Annotated in this window: 22 protein-coding genes; 13 read left to right on the plus strand and 9 right to left on the minus strand. The window is 60.2% G+C overall.

Annotation, left to right across the window (positions count from 1 at the left end; translation table 11 throughout):
- Positions 1–496 precede the first annotated feature (496 nt).
- Positions 497–1,699, plus strand: coding sequence for a GTPase HflX (hflX, locus tag GXX95_08050; GenBank protein NLT38094.1), 1,203 nt, complete (start codon positions 497–499; stop codon positions 1,697–1,699).
- A 113-nt stretch (positions 1,700–1,812) separates the two neighbouring features.
- Here hflX and GXX95_08055 read toward each other — a convergent pair whose 3' ends face one another.
- Entirely contained in the window at positions 1,813–2,109 is a 297-nt protein-coding gene (locus GXX95_08055) for a DUF3198 domain-containing protein (protein ID NLT38095.1), read from the minus strand.
- A 148-nt stretch (positions 2,110–2,257) separates the two neighbouring features.
- On the opposite strand from GXX95_08055, the gene GXX95_08060 reads away from it, so the two are divergent.
- The 4 genes from GXX95_08060 (at position 2,258) to GXX95_08075 (ending at position 6,581) form a co-directional block, all read left to right on the plus strand.
- Complete coding sequence (locus GXX95_08060) at positions 2,258–2,608, plus strand: hypothetical protein (GenBank protein ID NLT38096.1); 351 nt, start codon at positions 2,258–2,260, stop codon at positions 2,606–2,608.
- 36 nt (positions 2,609–2,644) lie between these two features.
- Positions 2,645–3,949 (plus strand): DUF1743 domain-containing protein, encoded by a 1,305-nt coding sequence (locus tag GXX95_08065; GenBank protein ID NLT38097.1) that lies wholly within the window; start codon positions 2,645–2,647, stop codon positions 3,947–3,949.
- A 90-nt stretch (positions 3,950–4,039) separates the two neighbouring features.
- Positions 4,040–5,218 carry an acetyl-CoA C-acetyltransferase gene (locus GXX95_08070; protein NLT38098.1) on the plus strand — a complete coding sequence of 393 codons (1,179 nt, stop codon included), beginning with the start codon at positions 4,040–4,042 and terminating at the stop codon, positions 5,216–5,218.
- Between the two features lie 118 nt (positions 5,219–5,336).
- On the plus strand, positions 5,337–6,581 hold the full coding sequence (locus GXX95_08075) for a M20 family metallo-hydrolase (protein ID NLT38099.1): 1,245 nt from the start codon (positions 5,337–5,339) through the stop codon (positions 6,579–6,581).
- On the opposite strand, the gene GXX95_08080 is transcribed toward GXX95_08075, so the two are convergent.
- The 4 genes from GXX95_08080 to GXX95_08095 form a co-directional block, all read right to left on the minus strand.
- Positions 6,582–7,229 (minus strand): RibD family protein, encoded by a 648-nt coding sequence (locus GXX95_08080; protein ID NLT38100.1) that lies wholly within the window; start codon positions 7,227–7,229, stop codon positions 6,582–6,584.
- 61 nt (positions 7,230–7,290) lie between these two features.
- Entirely contained in the window at positions 7,291–8,226 is a 936-nt protein-coding gene (gene ftsY, locus GXX95_08085) for a signal recognition particle-docking protein FtsY (GenBank protein ID NLT38101.1), read from the minus strand.
- Between the two features lie 16 nt (positions 8,227–8,242).
- Entirely contained in the window at positions 8,243–8,665 is a 423-nt protein-coding gene (pfdA, locus tag GXX95_08090) for a prefoldin subunit alpha (protein ID NLT38102.1), read from the minus strand.
- Positions 8,665–8,895, minus strand: coding sequence for a 50S ribosomal protein LX (locus GXX95_08095; GenBank protein ID NLT38103.1), 231 nt, complete (start codon positions 8,893–8,895; stop codon positions 8,665–8,667). Before GXX95_08095 ends, pfdA begins: the two co-directional genes overlap by 1 nt.
- Positions 8,896–8,965: 70 nt before the next feature.
- On the opposite strand from GXX95_08095, the gene GXX95_08100 reads away from it, so the two are divergent.
- On the plus strand, positions 8,966–9,796 hold the full coding sequence (locus tag GXX95_08100; protein NLT38104.1) for a hypothetical protein: 831 nt from the start codon (positions 8,966–8,968) through the stop codon (positions 9,794–9,796).
- Here the strand turns inward: GXX95_08100 and GXX95_08105 are convergent.
- Together GXX95_08105 and GXX95_08110 are read right to left on the minus strand one after the other, a co-directional pair.
- Positions 9,787–10,590: a hypothetical protein gene (locus GXX95_08105; protein NLT38105.1), complete on the minus strand. Its 804-nt coding sequence runs from the start codon at positions 10,588–10,590 to the stop codon at positions 9,787–9,789. The two genes, GXX95_08100 and GXX95_08105, sit on opposite strands and share 10 nt — an antisense overlap.
- Positions 10,591–10,668: 78 nt before the next feature.
- Complete coding sequence (locus GXX95_08110) at positions 10,669–11,865, minus strand: DNA primase small subunit PriS (protein ID NLT38106.1); 1,197 nt, start codon at positions 11,863–11,865, stop codon at positions 10,669–10,671.
- Between the two features lie 114 nt (positions 11,866–11,979).
- Between GXX95_08110 and GXX95_08115 the strand changes: the two genes are divergently transcribed.
- Together GXX95_08115 and GXX95_08120 are read left to right on the plus strand one after the other, a co-directional pair.
- Positions 11,980–12,432 carry a hypothetical protein gene (locus GXX95_08115; protein ID NLT38107.1) on the plus strand — a complete coding sequence of 151 codons (453 nt, stop codon included), beginning with the start codon at positions 11,980–11,982 and terminating at the stop codon, positions 12,430–12,432.
- A 178-nt stretch (positions 12,433–12,610) separates the two neighbouring features.
- Positions 12,611–13,459 (plus strand): zinc metalloprotease HtpX, encoded by an 849-nt coding sequence (locus tag GXX95_08120; GenBank protein ID NLT38108.1) that lies wholly within the window; start codon positions 12,611–12,613, stop codon positions 13,457–13,459.
- A 5-nt stretch (positions 13,460–13,464) separates the two neighbouring features.
- On the opposite strand, the gene GXX95_08125 is transcribed toward GXX95_08120, so the two are convergent.
- Positions 13,465–14,151, minus strand: coding sequence for a PHP domain-containing protein (locus GXX95_08125; protein ID NLT38109.1), 687 nt, complete (start codon positions 14,149–14,151; stop codon positions 13,465–13,467).
- Positions 14,133–15,428, minus strand: a complete 1,296-nt coding sequence (locus GXX95_08130; GenBank protein NLT38110.1) for a bifunctional hexulose-6-phosphate synthase/ribonuclease regulator — start codon at positions 15,426–15,428, stop codon at positions 14,133–14,135. Before GXX95_08130 ends, GXX95_08125 begins: the two co-directional genes overlap by 19 nt.
- Before the next feature lie 164 nt (positions 15,429–15,592).
- Here GXX95_08130 and GXX95_08135 point away from each other — a divergent pair, with 164 nt between their 5' ends.
- The 5 genes from GXX95_08135 to GXX95_08155 all read left to right on the plus strand — a co-directional run bounded on the left by GXX95_08135 (position 15,593) and on the right by GXX95_08155 (position 18,676).
- Positions 15,593–16,315, plus strand: a complete 723-nt coding sequence (locus tag GXX95_08135; GenBank protein ID NLT38111.1) for a circadian clock protein KaiC — start codon at positions 15,593–15,595, stop codon at positions 16,313–16,315.
- Complete coding sequence (locus GXX95_08140) at positions 16,312–16,893, plus strand: hypothetical protein (GenBank protein NLT38112.1); 582 nt, start codon at positions 16,312–16,314, stop codon at positions 16,891–16,893. The genes GXX95_08135 and GXX95_08140 overlap by 4 nt, the downstream gene beginning before the upstream one ends.
- Positions 16,894–17,039: 146 nt before the next feature.
- Entirely contained in the window at positions 17,040–17,531 is a 492-nt protein-coding gene (locus GXX95_08145) for a type IV pilin (protein ID NLT38113.1), read from the plus strand.
- 109 nt (positions 17,532–17,640) lie between these two features.
- Entirely contained in the window at positions 17,641–17,853 is a 213-nt protein-coding gene (locus tag GXX95_08150) for a hypothetical protein (GenBank protein ID NLT38114.1), read from the plus strand.
- 31 nt (positions 17,854–17,884) lie between these two features.
- Entirely contained in the window at positions 17,885–18,676 is a 792-nt protein-coding gene (locus GXX95_08155; protein ID NLT38115.1) for a hypothetical protein, read from the plus strand.
- Position 18,677 lies beyond the last annotated feature (1 nt).

Genomic DNA, 18,677 nt, shown 5'->3' on the forward strand with positions numbered 1-18,677 from the left:
CCCATCTAAAATTTTTTTAAAAGGTACCGCCCCACCCCTTTTCTTCCATTGGAAAAGCGGTCGCTTTTTTGCCCGAAAATGGTATGAGAGGCAGGTATATTTTAGTTTGTCTCGAACTAGAGGCCAGATAAGTACACTCTTTATCCCTGTTTGTAAGAAGATGACCCCCACCCCTTTATTTCCAGTGGAACTGAAAAATTTTTGAGTGGGCGCAGAGGAAGCTTAGGTACCGGGCGCCTTTTGTTGACATGATAATTAAAAAGAAAGTATCTGGCTGCTTAATATCTCCTGATCGAGAGAACCTTTGAAAGACGAGTTCCTTGGATAAGAAGAAAGATATGCAGATAGAGAGTGGAAAGGAAGAAAGAGAGAGATAGAGAAATGCAATATACTAACGTTATATTATAGAGAAAAGAAGGAAGGAAAGAAAACGTCTAACGAAGCAATCCCAAAAAATAGAACACTACCTGTCGCCGTTGTGACCCTTCAAGAAGATGTGATCGAACTCGAGGATCTAGCGACATCAATGTCCTATCAGGTCGTATACGAGGTCCTTCAACGAAGAGATCGACCCCACCCCAAGAGCTTTGTCGGTAAAGGAAAGCTCAGTGAACTTAAGGAACTTCTTCAAAAACGACCTGTCGATCTCTTGATATTCAATGGAAGTCTCAAACCATCTCAGCATCTTCTCCTAGAGCGAGAACTGAAGATCGAATGCATCGACCGTGTTCGATTGATCCTAAACATTTTCGCCACCAGGGCATTCTCCCGGGAGGCACAGCTCCAGGTCCATCGTGCGAAGCTCATATATGAGATCCCCCTCCTCCGAGAATGGATCCATAATGCCAAGAGCGGAGAGCACCCAGGCTTCCTGGGTGGAGGTGAGTACGAGACCGATGCTTACTATGAGCTTATTCGTCGGCAGCTTAGTCGGATCGATGATGAACTTAGGAGACTGGAGACGGACCATAGTAATAAAAGGAAACAAAGAAGAAAGAAAGGTTTCAATCTCGTAGCGATAGCTGGCTACACCAATGCAGGAAAGTCCACTTTGCTCAACGCCCTCACGACGGAGAGGGCCTTGGTGGAGGATCGCCTTTTCTCCACTCTCTCCACCACCACTGGGAGAATGGATGGAGAAAGCAAACAGATACTGATCACAGATACCATCGGATTCCTCTCCAACCTTCCCCATTTCATGATCGAGTCGTTCAAGAGCACCATCGATGAGGTGTACTTCGCCGACCTGGTCATCCTCGTCGCGGACTGCTCCGACAGCATTGAGGAGATGCGAAGGAAGCTCGAGACCTCCAGGGGGGTCCTGTTCCCAGAGGTCGATCCTCATTCTCTGGTCCTTGTTCTAAGCAAGAAGGACCTGGCTTCGGACGTACTAGCAAAGGTAAGAATGGCCCGAGACGTCGTTCCCGTGCGGGAGGTCGTGGTCCTGTCATCTGCCACCGGTGAGGGGGTGCAGGAACTTCGAAGGGTCATCACCTCAACCTTCGAGTATCCCGTGGAGATGAGCTTTCGCATACCCCATGTCGAAGGTGTCAATCCCTTTCTGTCTTGGCTGCACGCTCACACCGAGGTCGTCAAGGTCGACTACGGTGACGATGTGGAGGTACATCTCTTCTCTCAGGAAAAGGACCATTCACGTATCGTCAACCACATCGTGGCCTTGGGAGGTCGGGCGATCTGATACGAAGAATAAGAAGACGCACCGACCTCTCATATGAACAGACCTGGTAACAGACCAGGTAGGGCCCACCGGTTCCAGTGGAAATAAAGGGGTCCCCCTCTTGGAGGCACGTTCTATTTAATGCCCAGCTCCTTCTTCTTGGCCGATAGGCGCTCCTCGAACTTCAGTGGAAGTCTCCAGGCGAGGTACTCGACGTCGTCCATGTTCCTGGTGAAATTGGCCTTGCTCTTTTCCTCCATAAGCTTGTTGAACTTTCTCACATTGAGGCGGTAGCTTGCGAGCCAGATCAATCCGATCAAGAGCATTACGGCACCAATGCCCAGCAGCCAATATCCCCAGGTCCCTACCTCTACGAAGCGCATGTTGAGGAGATCGAGCAAACCCACCGCGAAGATGACAACACCGATCAAAAGAGTAGCAACCGAGAGCGTCTCGGCATGCTGGACCGTAAACGGCTTCGACATGAGGGGCAAATACGCACTGCCCTATTCAAGATTATCCACGTAGGTTGAATGCATCGGGAAAGCCTCCATACCTCCAGGGCATAGACATAGTTCCATGAACCTTCCCGAGGCTGAGCCAAGGCATGTCCTTGTGGCAGCGGCTACGGCCATCGTGGCCCTGATGGCGATGAGCGAGTTCCAACCTATAGAGGTCGCATGCATCGAGGCCGTGGGAGAGGACATCACCGAGCTCACGGTGGTAGTCCAGCACTGCCGTGGGTGTACCGGCGGGTTCCTACTGAACATATCCGATGGCCTGGGGGGAGAGGCCCTCGCCTTCTGCTCTTCAGAGCTGCTGCCTACCAGCATCCCCGCCGGTACCGCGGCGCACATCGCCCTGCAGCGTTCCTCTGAGGACCCTGAGTTCTTCATCGTAAGCAGCTTGACCGCGATCGACCGGAAATGATTGATATGAGCATTTCCTACTCCCCCCAGAGATGCCTTGATCATCGCCGCCGACGACACCGATTCATCCACTTGGATGTGCACCACCTTCCTGGCCACGGAGCTGGTGAGGGCCCTCCCAGACCTGGATGTTATCGGCCTTCCGCGCCTGGTGCGCCTCAACCCTGCCGTTCCCTGGAAGACCAGGGGCAACGGCGCCATATGCATCCGTGTCGGGAAGGGGACCGGCCGACCGCGCCCCATCGGCCGCATCGGGGAGCGGGAGATCCTCAGCTATGCCCGTTCCGTGCAGGAGCCGGACCCTGACGATGTCCTCGATCGCTGCCGGCCAATTCTGGAGAGATGGTCCCAGCTTGACGACTCCGATCCCGGTCTGGTGGTGTCCTCCCGCCCGCCCCGGCCGGACCTATACCTCCGCGCGGTGAGCGAGATAATCGCCAAGCAGGATGCCGTCAACGCGCTGCATGATGTGGACGCGAAGACATACGAGCTCAACTCCGGCCGGGGGCTCATAGGGGCCGCAGCGGCCGCGTCATGGTCGCCCCGAGACCGCACCTACGAGGTGCTCACCTATCGCCGCCAGGACCTGTGGGGCTCCCCCCGTGAGGTGTCCTCCCGGGACGTGTCCCTCCTGGACGAACGATTTCCCTCCACCTTCAACAACTACGATGCCTTGACCCAGCGGCCCGCCATCATTCCCCATACCACCTGCCCCATACTCTACGGCATCAGGGGCGACTCCCCCATGGACCTCATCGAGGCGCAGCGCTCCATATCCTCGGAACCGGTTGACCGCTGGATGCTCTTCATCAGCAACCAGGGGACGGACGACCACGTGCTGCGGGAATGGACCGACCTCGCCCCCAACCGCAGCTACGAGGTGGAGGGAGCGGTGCTCGCGTCACCCCGCACCGTCCCCGGCGGACACGTCATCTTCTCCATGAGCTCACGCGCGGGACCGCTGGAGTGCGCTGCCTACGAGCCCTCCAAGGGCTTCCGGGACCTGGTCCGGGCGCTTCTCCCCGGCGATCGCGTCAAGGTCATAGGAGAACTGCGGGAACAGCCCCGGACCCTCAACCTGGAGAAGTTCCAGGTGATCTCCTTAGCCCCAGCCACGGTCCGCAGCAACCCTCCCTGCCCAAGTTGCGGAAAGAACATGAAATCGGCGGGGCGAGGACAGGGATATCGTTGCCGCCGATGCGGTACCGTTGCCGACCGTCCAACCATCTCCGAGGGGCAGCGGGTGCTCACGCCTGGATGGTACGAGCCGCCGGTCTGCTCCCGCCGCCACCTTTCCAAACCGTTGAAGAGGATGGGCCTGACCTCGACCATTGTCGTATAAACTAACCGTCACTTTTTTAATAGATTAAGGCGCTGGCCTGGCTGGATGGGAGCATCGGTTCCCTGTAGACCTTTAAAGGAGTATGATCAATTGAAGGAAGCAGTCATCCTCAGTGCCGCCCGCACTGCGGTCGGAAAATACGGAGGCTCGTTGAAGAACTTCTCCGCTCCCCAGCTGGGAGCGTTCGCCATCACCGAAGCGGTGAAAAGGGCTACCCTGGAGCCGGCGGACATACAGGAGTGCATGATGGGCATCGTCCTTTCCGCTGGTACCGGTCAGAACCCCGCTCGCCAGGCGGCGCTGAAGGCAGGCCTCCCGGTGGAGATAGGCTCGCTGAACGTGAACAAGATATGCGGCTCAGGCCTGAAGACGGTCATGCTGGCGGCGACATCGGTACGCGCCGGCGAGAACGACGTGGTTGTCGCCGGAGGCATGGAGAGCATGAGCGCTGCACCATACCTTCTGATGGAGGCGCGGTTCGGCTACCGCATGGGGGACAACAAGATAGTGGACCATATGGTCAGGGACGGTCTGTGGGACGCACCTACCGATCAGCACATGGGCAACACCGGCGAGATCGTGGCCGAGCGCTACAACGTCACTCGCCAGGACGCTGACGCCATCTCCTACCAGAGCCACATGAAGGCTCTGGCGGCCATGAAGGCTGGCAAGTTCGATGAGGAGATATTCCCGGTGATGATCAAGAGCAAGAAGGAAGAGGTCGCGTTCCGTCAGGACGAGGGTGTGCGGCCGGACATCTCCATGGAATCTCTCGCCAAGCTCAGGCCTGCGTTCAAGGAGGGGGGCGTCGTCACCGCAGGGAACGCCTCTCAGCTCAGCGACGGTGCCGCGGCCGTGGTGGTGGCATCGCGGGAGTATGCCGATGAGCATGGCATCAAGCCCCTGGCCACCATTGTTGACTACCACACTGGTGGAACGAAGCCGGAGTGGATCATGGAGGCCCCCATACCGACCACGCGAGCTGTGCTGAAGAAGGCGGGCATGACCATCGACGACATCGATCTGTTCGAGCATAACGAGGCCTTCGCCACCGCCTCGGTGGCCGTGAAGAAGGAGCTGGGAGTGCCGGACGACCGCTTCAACGTCAACGGAGGTGCCATCGCCCTCGGCCACCCCATCGGATGCTCTGGCACTAGGGTCTTGACCACTCTCCTGTACGCCCTGAAGGACCGCGGGGCACACACAGGCCTGGCCACCTTGTGCCTGGGAGGCGGCAACGCCGTCTCCATGATAGTGCGCCGGGAGTGAACGCACGACCCCGGTCCGCCGCTGGACCGGGGCTTTTTTCCACCTTCTGAAGGCGACATGATATATTTCGCTTGACCATTTCGGCATGGTGTTACCCCTGCCTACCATGGAGCAACTTTTGGCATCTGTAGAGAAGTACCGGCCTGACATGATCGAGGAGATGAAGGCCATGCTGAGGATCCCGGCGATGGGACCGGAGAACGGGGGACAGGGGGAGCTGGAAAGGTCCCGCTTCATCGAGGATCTCCTGCGGAGGAGCGGCTTCCAGGACATCCGCGTCTTCAATTCCCCGGACAGCAGGGTCGCCTCCAGCGTGCGCCCCAGCGTCCTCGCCAGGCGCAATGGAAAGGTCGAGCGCACCGTTTGGATCGTATCTCACATGGACACCGTGTCCCCGGGGGACATGAAGGCTTGGACCTACCCCCCCTTCGACGGAACGGTGGTCGACGGGAAGCTGTACGGACGGGGCTCGGAGGACAATGGACAGGCGGTGATCTCCTCCATCTTCGCGGCCCGGTCCATTCTGGACACAGGGCTGGATCCCGACCTCGGGTTCGGGGTGGCCGTGGTGGCCGACGAGGAGGCCGGTTCCGACCATGGGATCAAGTACCTCATAAAGGAGGGGCTGTTCGGCGCCGATGACGTCATCTATGTCCCGGACGCCGGCGCGGCGGACGGCTCCGTCATCGAGATCGCTGAGAAGTCCATCATCTGGCTCAAGGTCGTGGTGAAAGGGAAGCAGGTGCACGCATCCACCCCCGAGAAGGGCATCAACGCTCTGCTGGTGGGCTCGGAGCTGCTGGTCTTCCTCTCTGAACAGCTGCGGGGCAGGTTCCCTTCCAGGAACCCTCTCTTTGACCCTGAACGCTCCACCTTCGAGCCCACCAAGCGGCTGGCCAACGTGGAGAACGTCAACACCATCCCCGGCGAGGACGTGACCTTCTTCGATGTCCGTCTTCTCCCTGAGTATGATATCCAGGAGTGCGTGGAGGCAGCCCAGGAGGTGGCGAGGATCTTCGAGCAGAGGACCGGGGCCGTTATTACTGTGGAGGCCGTCCGCGTGGACCCGGCAGGACAAGCCTCCCGGGCCGATGGGGAGGGTGCCAAGGCGCTGAGCAAGGCCGTGCGCCGGGTGCTCGGAAAGAGCCCCACCATGACCGGCATCGGGGGGCAGACCTGCGCCAACTGGTTCCGCCTCGAGGGGATGGACGCCTATGTGTGGGAAACGCTGGACGAGATGGCCCACCGGGTGGACGAGTACATCCGGGTGGACAACCTGGTCAATGATGCCAAGGTCTTCTCCGTGCTCCTGTCCCAGCTGTGCTACCCCGGGGTCATCAAGGACCCCCTGCCCGACTACTGATCACTTAAGGACGCGGTAGCGCAGCCACAGCGTCCCGTTCTTCAGCTCCTGCGAGGAGATCAGCTCCAGGGAGGTGGGGGAGGCCCCTGCGGGTAGATCTTCAGCCCGGAACAGGGAGCTGGGGGTCGTGCCGCCGATGAGCTGAGGCAGCACTATCACGCTCACCTCGTCGATGAGCCCGGCCCGGAGCAGGGCTCCGTTGAGGGTGCCCCCGCTGTCGACCCTGATCACCTTCACACCGTGGTCGCTGGCCAGACGTTCGAGGGCCTCCCTCAGGTCCACCTTCTCCTCCCCGGTGACGATGACGTCCACCCCCACCCGGTTGAGGTAGTCGAGGTGGTCCTGAGGCGTCGACCGGGAGCACAGGGCCACCCCCGCCCGCCAGTACGGGGAAGGCACGGCCTTCTCCCACATCTTGAACCGTCCCCGGCCGTCCACGACCGACAGCAACGGCTTGGAGGGGTCGGTGGTGCCATCATGCACCCACGCCTCCCACTGATCGGCGTCCATGAAGGTCTCGGAGCCTACCAGGGTGAGGTCCTCCTTCCATGTGGAGATGAGCGAGTAGTACAGCTCCAGGTCCACGTCCACCCGGTCCATTCTTCCGTCCACGCTCACGGCGTTGTGAATGATGACATACGGCAACATTTGATATCGTCGTCGATACCAACCGCAAAAGTAATCAAATTAAGCATCGGTTCGCCGAAACTCATTCCGAGAACAGGCGCTCCAGCATCCACTTGCTGTCGAACTTGATGATATCCTCGTACCCCTGCCCGGTGGACAGGAAGGCGATGGGCTTCCCGATGGCGTTGGCGATGGACAGCGCCGCTCCGCCCTTGGCATCGGTATCGATCTTCGTCAATATCACCGCGTCTATCCCCACCGCCTTGTCGAAGGCCACCGCCTGCTCTATGGCATCGTTCCCCGCCAGGGAGTCGCCCACAAAGATGACCAGATGGGGGCTGATGACCCTCTTGATCTTCTTCATCTCGTCCATGAGGTTGGTGTTGGTCTGCATCCGTCCGGCGGTGTCCACGAGGACCACGTCCCGGCGCTTGGCCTTGGCATGGTCCACCGCGTCGTAGGCCACCGCTGCAGGGTCCCCGCCCGACTGGTGCTTCACGATCTTGGTTCCCAGCCTCTCGGAGTGCACGGTGAGCTGCTCGATGGCGCCTGCACGGAAGGTATCGGAGGCGGACAGCACCGTGGTGAGGCCTTGCTTCTGCAGCCGGTTGGCGAGCTTGGCGATGGCCGTGGTCTTGCCCGTGCCGTTGATGCCCACGAACATTATGATGACCGGCCTCTCATGCGAGCTCACATAACCATCAAAATCGAACTCGCTCTTCTTGAGGACCGCTTCTATGGCATTGCGCAGGGAGGATTCCACGACCTTATCAAGGCTGTACTTGCGGTCGACCCTCTTGCCGACCAGTCCCTCGCGGACATTGTTCTTGATCTCTTCGATGACCGGCAGGGCGACGTCGGATTCCATAAGACCCAGCTCCAGCTCCCACAGGAGCTCGTCGACCTCCTTCTCGTCTATCTTGCGGCCGCTGTCGCCGACCGCCTCCTCAGCGTTGGAGGGCAGCTCTGTCGCCTTGCCCCGAAGCGCGGAAAGCTTCTTCTTGAGCGAGTCGAACAGATGGCCACCCCCATGCTCAGTTACTGCGCTGAAGCGCCTGGACCTCTTGCTGTACGGCCTGCGAGAGCACGTTGGCCTGCTCCTCGATGGCCAGCCGGCGATCGTTGAGCTTGTTCATGGTGTCCAGCAGCTCCTTGGAGCGGTCGTCCATGGTCTTGATGGCCTCGTCCATGCTCTTCTCCACCGAGATGCCGGTCCCGATGCCCACAATTGCCTTGGCGTTGGTGGCCACCTTGGCGAACACGAAGGAATTGCCGCCGATCGGCACCAGCAGCTCGTCGCCTTCCTTGGCGTTCTGGAACTGGTTCAAGGTCTCCCTCGCCCTTCCCAGCTCCTCCAGGGAGAGCTGAATGAGCTGCTGGTTCTCCGCGATGCTCTCCAACTGGGCCCGAAAGAGCTCCAGTGTGGACATCGCCTGCCGCAGCTCCTGCTCGTTCATCAGTGACCCTCAGCGAGGTACTTTACAGTGTGGCTGATGATCTCATCGCCCTGTATGGACTTGATCTCGGCGATCCTGATCTGCGTGCGGTTGAGCTTGTGGCGGCTTCCCAAGTTAGAATAGATCTGCTCGGTGACACCGGCCTCATTCTCAGCGGCGATCTCGATGCTGAACTTCTGCCAGCTGAACTTTCCGGTCTTGAACTCACCGTTAGCGCGATAGGCCTTCATATAAATCCTCTATCCTCGGAATGTAATCACTCCAATAAACCTTTTGGTATAGCAGGTCCTTGGCGCTCATGTGGCCACCAGGGTTACCTTCTACCGTCCTGGAAAGAGCTTTCCAGCGTTCTCCGTGACCGGCGAAGGGTGCTCGCTGCAGTGCGATCACTGCCGGGGGAGATACCTTCAGGGCATGCGACCCGCCCTCGACCCTGACGAGCTGGAGCGGGCGGCGGCGAGGCTGTCATTCGAGGGTGGGAGGGGCTTCCTGCTCAGCGGGGGCTGCGACCGCCGGGGCAGGGTGCCGCTCGGCGACTTTTCTGGCGCCGTCCGCCGCATCAGGGCCACCACTGGCCTGCAGGTGAACGTTCACCCCGGGCTCCTGGACGAGGAGGACGCGGCGGCGGTCATCTCGAGCGGGGCGGAAGCGTTCTCCGTAGATGTCGTGCAGGACCCTCTCACCATCTCCGGAACGCTGCACCTTCAGGCGTCCCCCCGTGACTACTGCCGCACCATGGAGCTGCTCGAGCCCACGGGGCGGCTGGTCCCCCACGTGTGCGTGGGCCTGCAGTCCGAGAGGGGGGAGGAGGGCACACTGGAAACTATCTCCGCGCACAGCGTCCGCGCCCTCATCATCCTGGGCCTCATGGGGGCCAGGGGTACGATGTATGAGCATAGGTCCGTCCCCCCGGAACGATTGGTCCGCGCCGTGGGCAAGGCGGTCGCCACCGTCCCCGCCCCGGTCCTCCTGGGCTGCATGCGCCCAAGAGGTCAGTGGGAGGTGGAGGTGCAGGCCATCGAGGATGGGGCCGCGGGGGTGGTGAACCCCTCCCCACGGACGGTGCAGTGGGCCCTTGACCAAGGCTATCGCGTGGAGAACGTTCCCAGCTGCTGCGCCCTTCACTTGTAGATGGCGCCCTTGGTGAACTGCTTCCGGGTCTGGTAGGCGAAAGCGACCCATCCCGAGTAGGCGGCGATGAACGCCAGCGCGAACAGAGTGACGAAGGCAACGAAGGTGGGCGAGGGCGTCCGGTGCACGGTATAGGACACTTCCACGGGGTTCTCGGGATCTACGACGATATAGTACATGCCGAAAGGTGTCTGGGGAAACTCCAGTTCCACCCCCGCCGACGTTTCTGTGGTGGTCATGACGGCATACTGCCGCAGCTCATCAGCGTCACCCTTGTACGACATATAGTTGGAGTCGGAGATGATGATGACCTCGGCCCCCGACGCGCTGTCCAACCATATGTGATCGACGGTGGTGAGGCCCAGGGGGTCACGGTTGTTGAACGGGGCCGCCGTGGTGGTGGTGCCCGTCTCACTGGAAAAGTTGGCCACGGCGTTGGCCAGGAACGGCGCCACCACTATGACGAGTACGGCGCCGGATATGGCGATGATGATGAGGCTGCGGTAGATGGAGGTCTTGAGCATGTAGGACTTGGCGCTCTGGCTCTTCATGTGCTTCAGTTCCAGATAGCGGAAGAAGAACCCCTCCACACCCACGATCAGGGCCATCAATATGATGAAGTACAGGATGGAACCGATGTTGAAGTAGAACGGCTTCACCTGGACCTCCCCGCCCAGCGCCGTCAGCAGTGCGACCGCTAGCAGGACGATGGCGACCTGTACCAGCATGAGCTTCTTCTTGGTCGCGCGGACGTGGGTCAGATGAACTCCACCCTCCAACGCTTCCCGGTTCAATCCCATAAGAATCGTGCGAAAATTATACAATGCAGATAAATATCTTTGCTCCTGACTCCTCTCTCTGGATATTATCGTTCACTCCTCCGGGGGGACCTCCAGAGTGGCCATGCGGCGGCCTATCATGAAGATCGCCGCATACGTCGGCACCTCGCATATTCCTTGCACGCGGAAACGCTCGCCCTTGATCTCGACCTCGGCGGGCCGGGGCACGTAGACCTCGATCGGCCGTTCGGGGAAGATGTCGGGCACGGCATCGCGCAGAGGGTCAAAGGAGCTCAGCTGCTCTCGGCTCATGGGTGTGACCCTGAGGCCGGTCTTCCCATGCAGGGAGAGGGGCAGGCGGATCAGTCGCTTGATGTCACTGGTCACCGGCTCATCGATCTCCGCCGTGAACCGGGGCTTGACCTCCACCTCCAGGAGGCGGAGGAACAGGTCCAGATGCCTCCGGTCGGTGAAGCTCGAGAAGGCGTTGCCAGAGAGCATAAGGTCCGCGCCCTCCCTGCTCCCGCTCTTGGAGTACAGGTCCCGCAGCATCCCCTGGATCATGGTGTCCGATTCCTGGGCCAGCGTGGGCAGCCGCGCCCGCAGGTCATCCAGGTCCCGGGAGCGCATCTCCTCCACCAGCCATACGATGCCGTCGCGCATCCTCCGACGCCACCCCCCGGAGCTGATGGACGGAATGCTGCGCACCCTGCTCTCCTGGGCCCCGGCACGGAACGTCTTCACATTGGTGATCCGCTCCGGGAACACCCACTCCATGTTCAGGTCGGTGCCCGCTATGTAGTCCACGATCTCCCGCCGCTCGTGGCTGCGGAGCGTGGCCAGTCTGGCATCGACCACGTGGATATGGTAGCCCCGACCGCCGGAGAAGACGATCTTTAGGTGCGACACGTCCAGGCCTAGGTCCCCCAGCAGGAAGTCGTCCAGGAGGCGGAGCAGCTCCACCTTGATGCGCGCCAGCATCTCCGCGTAGGTTAGCGTCTCCGCGCCCTTGACGTGGTCGGCATCGAGGTCGAACACCACGTCTGCCCCCAGCCATTTCTTCTCCTCCATGGTGGCCGCGGCGGGCAGCTGGTAGTACGCAGAGGAGTAGTAGGTATGGGACGGCACCTGCCCCTGCAGGAAGGAGTGCAGCTGGCCCACCTCCCCGAACCCCAGATGCCTCTGGACGTAGTCCCGGTCGAAGAACATGAACCCGAACTCCCTCCGGTCCAGCCTCTCCGGTGCCCTGGGGGGACGGCTCTGGTAGTACCGCTGGAACCATCCCCTCATGAATGCCTGGTCGGGGCCCATGGGGCTAAGAACGCTTCCGCATTATTAGAAATGCGGTAGTCAGGGCGCGGATGGACGAAATCATAATTACCACCAGGCTGGGATTCAGCCCCCATGATAGCCTACATCTCGCTCGAGTACTCCAGTGACGGCCCCTCCCCCTCCGACATCGATCAGATGTTGGAATCGGCGGGACTGCGGCGCCAGGGCGCGTTCTACTATCTGGAGGTACGCAGCGAGGATGAGCTGGCACCCGCCCTTGACCGCCTTCACATATCGCTCAAAGGCAGCGGGGTGCGCTACCGCCTCTCCGAGGTCCGGGAACAGGACGCTCCCGCGGCCGGGGGGACCGTCAGCAGGGAGAGCATGGACGTCATCGCCGCCCAGCTGCGGGACACCGGGGGCTCCAACATCCAGGAGCTCCAGTTCAGCACCTCCATGGAGGAAGAGGAGCTGGAAAGGGCGTTGGACAAGCTCATCGAGGAGGGGCGGGTGATGGCGCATTTCGAGGGGACGACCACCATCTACCATTACGCCGGCCCCATGCTCCGCTCCCTCTGCCGCTGACCCGTCCACGAGGCGGACGCGGGCATGCCAGCGCTCAAAAAGAGAACGCCTTCCTAACAACGCGCCTCACCGGGAGCATACCATTCATTCGACAACGATTTATACTCCTGTGATAGTCTATTGGAACTTTGCAGGTGTTAGTAACATGGGAGCGGCCTCCGCTAATCTACGTGTATTCATGATGTTCGCGGTCCTGACGGTGATCTTCGTCGTCGTAGGATGGGCCGTCGGCACATACTTTGTGGGCAACTGGGTCCTGGGAGCCTTGGTGTTCCTGGTGTTTGCCGCGGTCATGAACTTCGTGTCGTACTTCTTCTCCTCCAAGATCGTTCTGGCGTCCTACCGGGCCAAGGTGGTGACCGAGGCCGATTCACCTCGGCTGTACCGTATCGTGAGGTCCATCGCCTCCACCGCCGATCTCCCCATGCCCAAGGTCGCCATCGTGCCCTCGCAGACCCCCAACGCCTTCGCCACGGGGCGCAACCCCAAGAACGCCACCGTCGCTGCCACGGAAGGCATCCTCCAGCTGCTCAACGATGACGAGCTGACCGGAGTGCTGGCGCACGAGATGGCGCACGTCAAGAACCATGATATGCTGGTCATGACCGTGGCCTCCACCCTGGCCGGGGCCATCTCCTTCGCCTCCCGCACCCTCCTCTATGGCTCCATGTTCGGAGGGGGCGGTGACCGCGACAACAGCGGCTTCATAATCGCCCTAGTGGTCGCCATAACCGCGCCCATAGCGGCCATGCTGGTGCAGCTGGCGGTGTCGCGCAGCCGGGAGTACAAGGCCGACTACGAGGGCGCCATGATGATCGGCCGACCCATGTCGCTGGCCAAGGCCCTCAGGAAGCTGGAGGCCGGCAACAAGGCCAGGCCCATGACCGTAGGCAACCCCGCGTCGTCCAACCTATGGATCGTCAACCCCTTCTCCGCGAAGGGGCTGGCCAACCTGTTCGCGACCCACCCCCCCATGGACGAGAGGATACGCCGCCTCGAGGCCATGGCCGGCGGTATAAGGTTCTGAGCCGGTCAGCGCACCACGAGGTCGTCCATCAGCCCCACCCGCCGAAGGAAATGGTACGCCTTGTCGAGGTTGTAGACCTCGGCGAGGCTGTGATGGACGTCCGTGCCTACCGACACCAGGACCTTCCCGGTGAACGCCTGGTAGTACCTTTCGGCCCTCTCCCAGAACATAAGGCCGTCCCGTTTGTACGGCCACGCGGTGTTGACCTCCACGAAGATGTCGAACGTGGAGAGGTAATCGGCCACCGCCTCCGGGCCCCAGGGAGCGAAGTTCTTCTCCAGGTCGTTGTGCGCCAGCCCGCAGGGTACGTTGATGTCCTTCAGCAGCGGCTCCAGGTTCTCCAGTGACGTACCTTCCTTGGTCTGCACGAACTCGAAGAGCACGTAGTCCAGGCGGTTCAGGTCGTCGATGGGCAGGCTCTCCAGGTCGCAGTGGTCCGGCCGGGTGTCGATCTCCACCCCGGCGAGCACATCGATGTGACGGTGCCTCCGCCCCAGCTCCCGCAGGACATCTATGTAGTTACCGAGGTCGCCGGCGAACATGGAGCGGCACTTGTCCGTCATGAGGTGGTCGGTTATGCCGATGTGCGAGAGGTGGTGCTCCGCCGCGGTGATGATGATCTGCTCCGCTGTGAAGTCCCCGTCCGAGAACCTCGTGTGCGTGTGCAGGTTCATCAACGGATCTGTTCCCATTTCTCCAGCTCCTGGACCTTGGACAGCGTTCCCCCGCGCTTGATCTCCTCGCGGATGCGGACCTCCCTCTCCGCCACGTCCACCGCGCGGTTGGCGATCTCCACCGCCCTCTCCTGGGGGATGACCACCACCCCGCTCTCGTCCCCCACGATCCAGTCCCCGGTGCGGACGAGCTGCTCGCCGCACACGATCTCATGCCCGATGCCGCCGTAGCCCTTGGGCTCCCCGGCGTTGGGGGCGATGTAACGGGAGAAGGCTGGGAACCCCATCTCGAAGATGGCGTCCACGTCCCGCAGCGCGCCCTCGATGACCACGCCGCGGACCCCCTTGCTGCGGCAGCTCCACGCCGCCAGCTCCCCGAAGCAGGCGATCTCGGAGCCCCCTGCATCGATGACCAGGACGTCCCCCTCCTCGGCACGGTCGATCGCTTCCACGGGCTTGGCCCAGTCCCCCTTGGAGGTCTGCACCGTCAGGGCCCGGCCGATCATCTTGACGCCATGATCGATGCGCGGGTGTATCAGCCTCATCACCCCGGCCTTGTGCATGGCATCGGCGACGTTGCAGGTGGAGACCTTTGACAGAGCAAGGGCGATCTCCCCCTCTCCGTACTTCTTGGACGTGGTGCCGGCGATAGCCTCACCAGAGGCCATGGCCTCCTTGACGCGCCGCGCGGCCCCGGCCACGTCCTCGGCCTTGATGATGTTGCCCCCCACGATGATGACCGACGCTCCCGCCGCGAGCAGCGCCGGGGCCGTCTCCGAGGTGATCCCCCCGGCCACCGCCACCGGTATGCCCACCGCGCTGGACACCCTTTTCACGAGGTCAGCTGGCGCGGCCCCGCCCTTCATCTGCTCATCGATCCCCACGTGCAGGCACACCAGCGACGCGCCCAGCTCCTCGGCCCTCCTGGCCCGGGAGACCTTGTCCTCCGTGCCGATGAGGTCCACCATGACCTTGGCGCCGTACTGCCGGGCGGAGAGCACCGCCTCGTGAACGGTCCCGTCGTCAGCGAGGCCGAGCACGCTGATGACGTCGGCCCCGGCCTTGGCGGCGATCTCCACCTCAAAGGAGCCGACGTCCATGGTCTTCATGTCCGCCACGATCACGTGCCCCGGGAACGCCTTCTTAAGCTGACGCAGCGCGTCCGCACCCTCGGACTTGATGAGCGGGGTCCCCGCCTCGATCCAATCCGCTCCCCCCTCCACCGCCTCGGAGGCTATCTCCAAGGCCCGTTTCAGGTGCATGAGGTCCAGAGCCACCTGCAAGACCGGTCTCATGACCTCCAGCACGCTCTGGAATCACTTAATCCTTTGGCGGCTCCGACCATGCTGTGATTTCCCCCGATAATGATACATCCAGAGGTTCTTGTATAAGCTATCTATTTCAAAATATAATAATTAGCTCATTAATAATATTACCCCCCGGTCTCGTATCACATGTCATGAAAGATACCGCGGTACGGGCCAGATGCGTCACCGGCATCGTAGGCCTGGACTCCATACTGGGGGGAGGCATACCCACCGGCAGCCTGGTGCTCGTCACCGGCGTCCCCGGCGTAGGTAAGACCTCGCTTGCCCTGGAGTTCGCCGTACGCGGTGCGGCCATGGGCGAGCGCTCCCTGGTGCTCACCACCGTGGAGAGGCCGGAGAAACTGATAGCGTCGGTACCGGAGTTCGACTTCTTCGACAACAGGCTCATGGAGAAGGGCATCCTGACCTTCCTGGAACTGAGCGACTTCCTGGACGGAAGCTCCATATCTGGGCGACCCGAGACCAGCGAGGAGTTCAGCAGGCTGGGGGAGAACATCTCCAAGTACATCCTGGAGCACAACATCAAGAGGCTGGTCATCGACACCTACCACACCATCTTCTACGGCATCAAGGACGACTCCATCCCCCGGGACCTGCTGTTGACGCTGTCGGAAACGATGTACGTCAAGAACTGCACCGGGATCCTGGTCGCGGATGCCAACCCCAGCACCAGCATCGAGAGCATCATCTCCGACGGGGTCATCATCCTCGGGAACCTGGAGAGGCGTTCGGACCTTCTGCGTACCATGCAGGTGTTAAAGATGAAGGCCACCTGTCACTCAAGAGCCAAGTACGTCATCGACCTCACCACCTGCGGCGTTCTCGTAACACCGCTGTTAAGAGGTGGACTATGAGCGAGGATGTCGGTTCTATAGTCGCAAAGCGCCTGAACGATGTGGGACCTTCAGTGGCAGTCGCTCTGGAGTTCCCCATGGGCTCCTACTTCGACGTGCTGCGTGGTCTGGTGGACGACTTCGCCCAAAGCCAGAAGGTCAGCTGCGTGTACATCACCTCCGCGGTGCCGGCTACGACCATAAATGCCTCTCTGGACGCGCTGGAGATCGACACCACCAACATCCTTTTCGTGGACACCATATCGCAGATGATAATGGGAGATATGGAGAGGATCTCCAACAAGATCATCTACGTGGAGAGCCCGACCGTTCTGGAGAACGTCATCCTCAAGGTAGACTTCCTCTCCCGCCGTCTCAAGGGGTCGCCCATGCTCGTTGTTGTAGACTCCATAAACTCGCTGGCGATCCACAACGACACCAAGATGCTGTCCGAGTTCCTTCATGTCCTCATTAGTGGGCTGAGCGCCAAGGAGGCCTATCCTGTTATACTTAGTATAAAGGAGCAGCTGCGCCCGGAGGTCCATGAGATGCTCAATCTGGTGTGCGATCAGGTCATCGACCTGGGGCACCCAGAGTAATCTCTATATCTTTTTATATTATATTAGAATCATTATCATTGCTGATTTCGAGAGCGATAGAAAGATATTCACAGCAAAATGTTTATTAGCGCTACTAGGGTAGCTGATACTGGTAGCTTGTCTACCAAAGAATGGAGGACTATACAATGATGAAGAAGAGCTTTAAGAACCGCTCCGCGGTGTCCCCGGTCATCGCGACCATTTTGATGGTCGCTATCACCGTCGTGCTGGCCGCGGTATTGTACGTAATGGTCATGGGATTCGGAGGAACTAGCTCCTCTGCGCCCACTGGATCGGTTGCATCTGTTGAAAAGGTTGATAACGACGAGCTTAGGTTCACCTTCGGTACGTTCAGCAAGGAGACCCAGTTTACCGATTGCAAGGTAGCCTTTGGCTTTGATGGTGTGATGGGGGGCGCTGTGGTTATGAACACTGCTATCCCTGATGTCACTTTTGACACCGTGGTCTGTGAGATTTCTTATACTGATCTCGGTGCGGATGGTAAGATCAGCATGGGTGACTACATTACTGTAAAGACCACCGCTTCTACCATTGACCTTGCAGAGGGTGAGTACACCTGCACCATTATATGGGGACAGGATGGATCCGTGATTGGAACCAAGAGCATCACCGTTTAAACCAATTAACTAACCCCTTTCTTTTTTTATTCCATTTATTCCTGACATTTTTTTATGTCCATTTGCTATCTAGCCAATGATTTTATCACACTCTTACCTATGCCTTCTTATGGTCTCCCCGGAGGAGCGCTACCCCATAATAGTCGATAAGCTGCGAGGTCACGCTCTTACCACCATAGAACTCGAGAACCAACTAGCGGAGGAGGGCGTTCGCTGCCCGGACGACCTGGCCAGGACGCTCAACGTCATGCGCCGCAAAGGCCTCATCAGTGGAAAGGTCTCCACCGAGCGCGGTGGCTGGGTGTGGTGGGTCGAGGGGTAACCTGTAATAACATATTCGCCATCACCCAGGCATGGAGAGGCTCCTCGTCGACGGACGGACGCGATCGTTCTTTCTTCACCTTCCGCCCGAGCCGCGGGGGGCGCCGCTCATCATCGCCCTCCACGCCCTGGGCAGCAACCCCTACCTCATGGAGGCCATGACCGAACTCTCTCTCCTCTCCGATAGGGAGGACGTCATCGTCGCCTACCCCATAGGCATCCACGCCTCGGACCGGGGTGAGAGGGCTTGGAACGCCTGGTTCTGCTGCCGCGACGCTCTGTACGAGAAGGTGGATGATGTCGGCTTTCTCTCAGCGATCATCGACGAGCTGGACTACCGCTACGACGTCGACGGCACACTGATCACCGGCATGTCCAACGGGGGCATGCTCGCGCACCTCGCGGGCATCCAGCTCGCCGACAAGGTGACGGCCATCGCCCCCGTGGCCGCCACCATTGGGGATGTCATCCTGGAGCTCAGACCGAAGAGACCGCTGCCTGTCCTCATGGTCAACGGCGGCGCGGACGAGCTGGTGCCGTTCTACCACAGCCACAGGTACAACCTTTTACCGGCGGAGGAGGCGGTGGACTACTGGGTCAGGGTGAACGAGTGCTTCGCAACGCCCACGATCAGGGAGAAGAACGGTGTCCTGGTGGAGCACTACCGATCGCGGGACAGGAAGGCCGACGTCCTATCCTACAGATCGAAGGACGCGGGCCACGTGTGGCCGGGAGGTCGCGTACGCATGCATAATGAGGATGACCCCATGACCATGAACGCCACGGCCGTCATCTGGAAGTTCTTCCAGGACCAGCTGCGGTAGC

Origin of the sequence: Methanomassiliicoccus sp. (assembly GCA_012719175.1) — an archaeon.
GTDB lineage: Archaea > Thermoplasmatota > Thermoplasmata > Methanomassiliicoccales > Methanomassiliicoccaceae > UBA6.

Excerpts from the sequence above, each read along its gene's own strand:
- GXX95_08060 (NLT38096.1), top strand. The coding sequence starts at position 2,258 with ATGAACCTTCCCGAGGCTGAGCCAAGGCATGTCCTTGTGGCAGCGGCT.
- GXX95_08080 (NLT38100.1), bottom strand. The coding sequence starts at position 7,229 with ATGTTGCCGTATGTCATCATTCACAACGCCGTGAGCGTGGACGGAAGA.
- pfdA (NLT38102.1), bottom strand. The coding sequence starts at position 8,665 with ATGAACGAGCAGGAGCTGCGGCAGGCGATGTCCACACTGGAGCTCTTT.
- GXX95_08095 (NLT38103.1), bottom strand. The coding sequence starts at position 8,895 with ATGAAGGCCTATCGCGCTAACGGTGAGTTCAAGACCGGAAAGTTCAGC.
- GXX95_08110 (NLT38106.1), bottom strand. The coding sequence starts at position 11,865 with ATGAGGGGATGGTTCCAGCGGTACTACCAGAGCCGTCCCCCCAGGGCA.
- GXX95_08115 (NLT38107.1), top strand. The coding sequence starts at position 11,980 with ATGATAGCCTACATCTCGCTCGAGTACTCCAGTGACGGCCCCTCCCCC.
- GXX95_08120 (NLT38108.1), top strand. The coding sequence starts at position 12,611 with ATGATGTTCGCGGTCCTGACGGTGATCTTCGTCGTCGTAGGATGGGCC.
- GXX95_08125 (NLT38109.1), bottom strand. The coding sequence starts at position 14,151 with ATGGGAACAGATCCGTTGATGAACCTGCACACGCACACGAGGTTCTCG.
- GXX95_08130 (NLT38110.1), bottom strand. The coding sequence starts at position 15,428 with ATGAGACCGGTCTTGCAGGTGGCTCTGGACCTCATGCACCTGAAACGG.
- GXX95_08135 (NLT38111.1), top strand. The coding sequence starts at position 15,593 with ATGAAAGATACCGCGGTACGGGCCAGATGCGTCACCGGCATCGTAGGC.
- GXX95_08140 (NLT38112.1), top strand. The coding sequence starts at position 16,312 with ATGAGCGAGGATGTCGGTTCTATAGTCGCAAAGCGCCTGAACGATGTG.
- GXX95_08145 (NLT38113.1), top strand. The coding sequence starts at position 17,040 with ATGATGAAGAAGAGCTTTAAGAACCGCTCCGCGGTGTCCCCGGTCATC.
- GXX95_08150 (NLT38114.1), top strand. The coding sequence starts at position 17,641 with ATGGTCTCCCCGGAGGAGCGCTACCCCATAATAGTCGATAAGCTGCGA.
- GXX95_08155 (NLT38115.1), top strand. The coding sequence starts at position 17,885 with ATGGAGAGGCTCCTCGTCGACGGACGGACGCGATCGTTCTTTCTTCAC.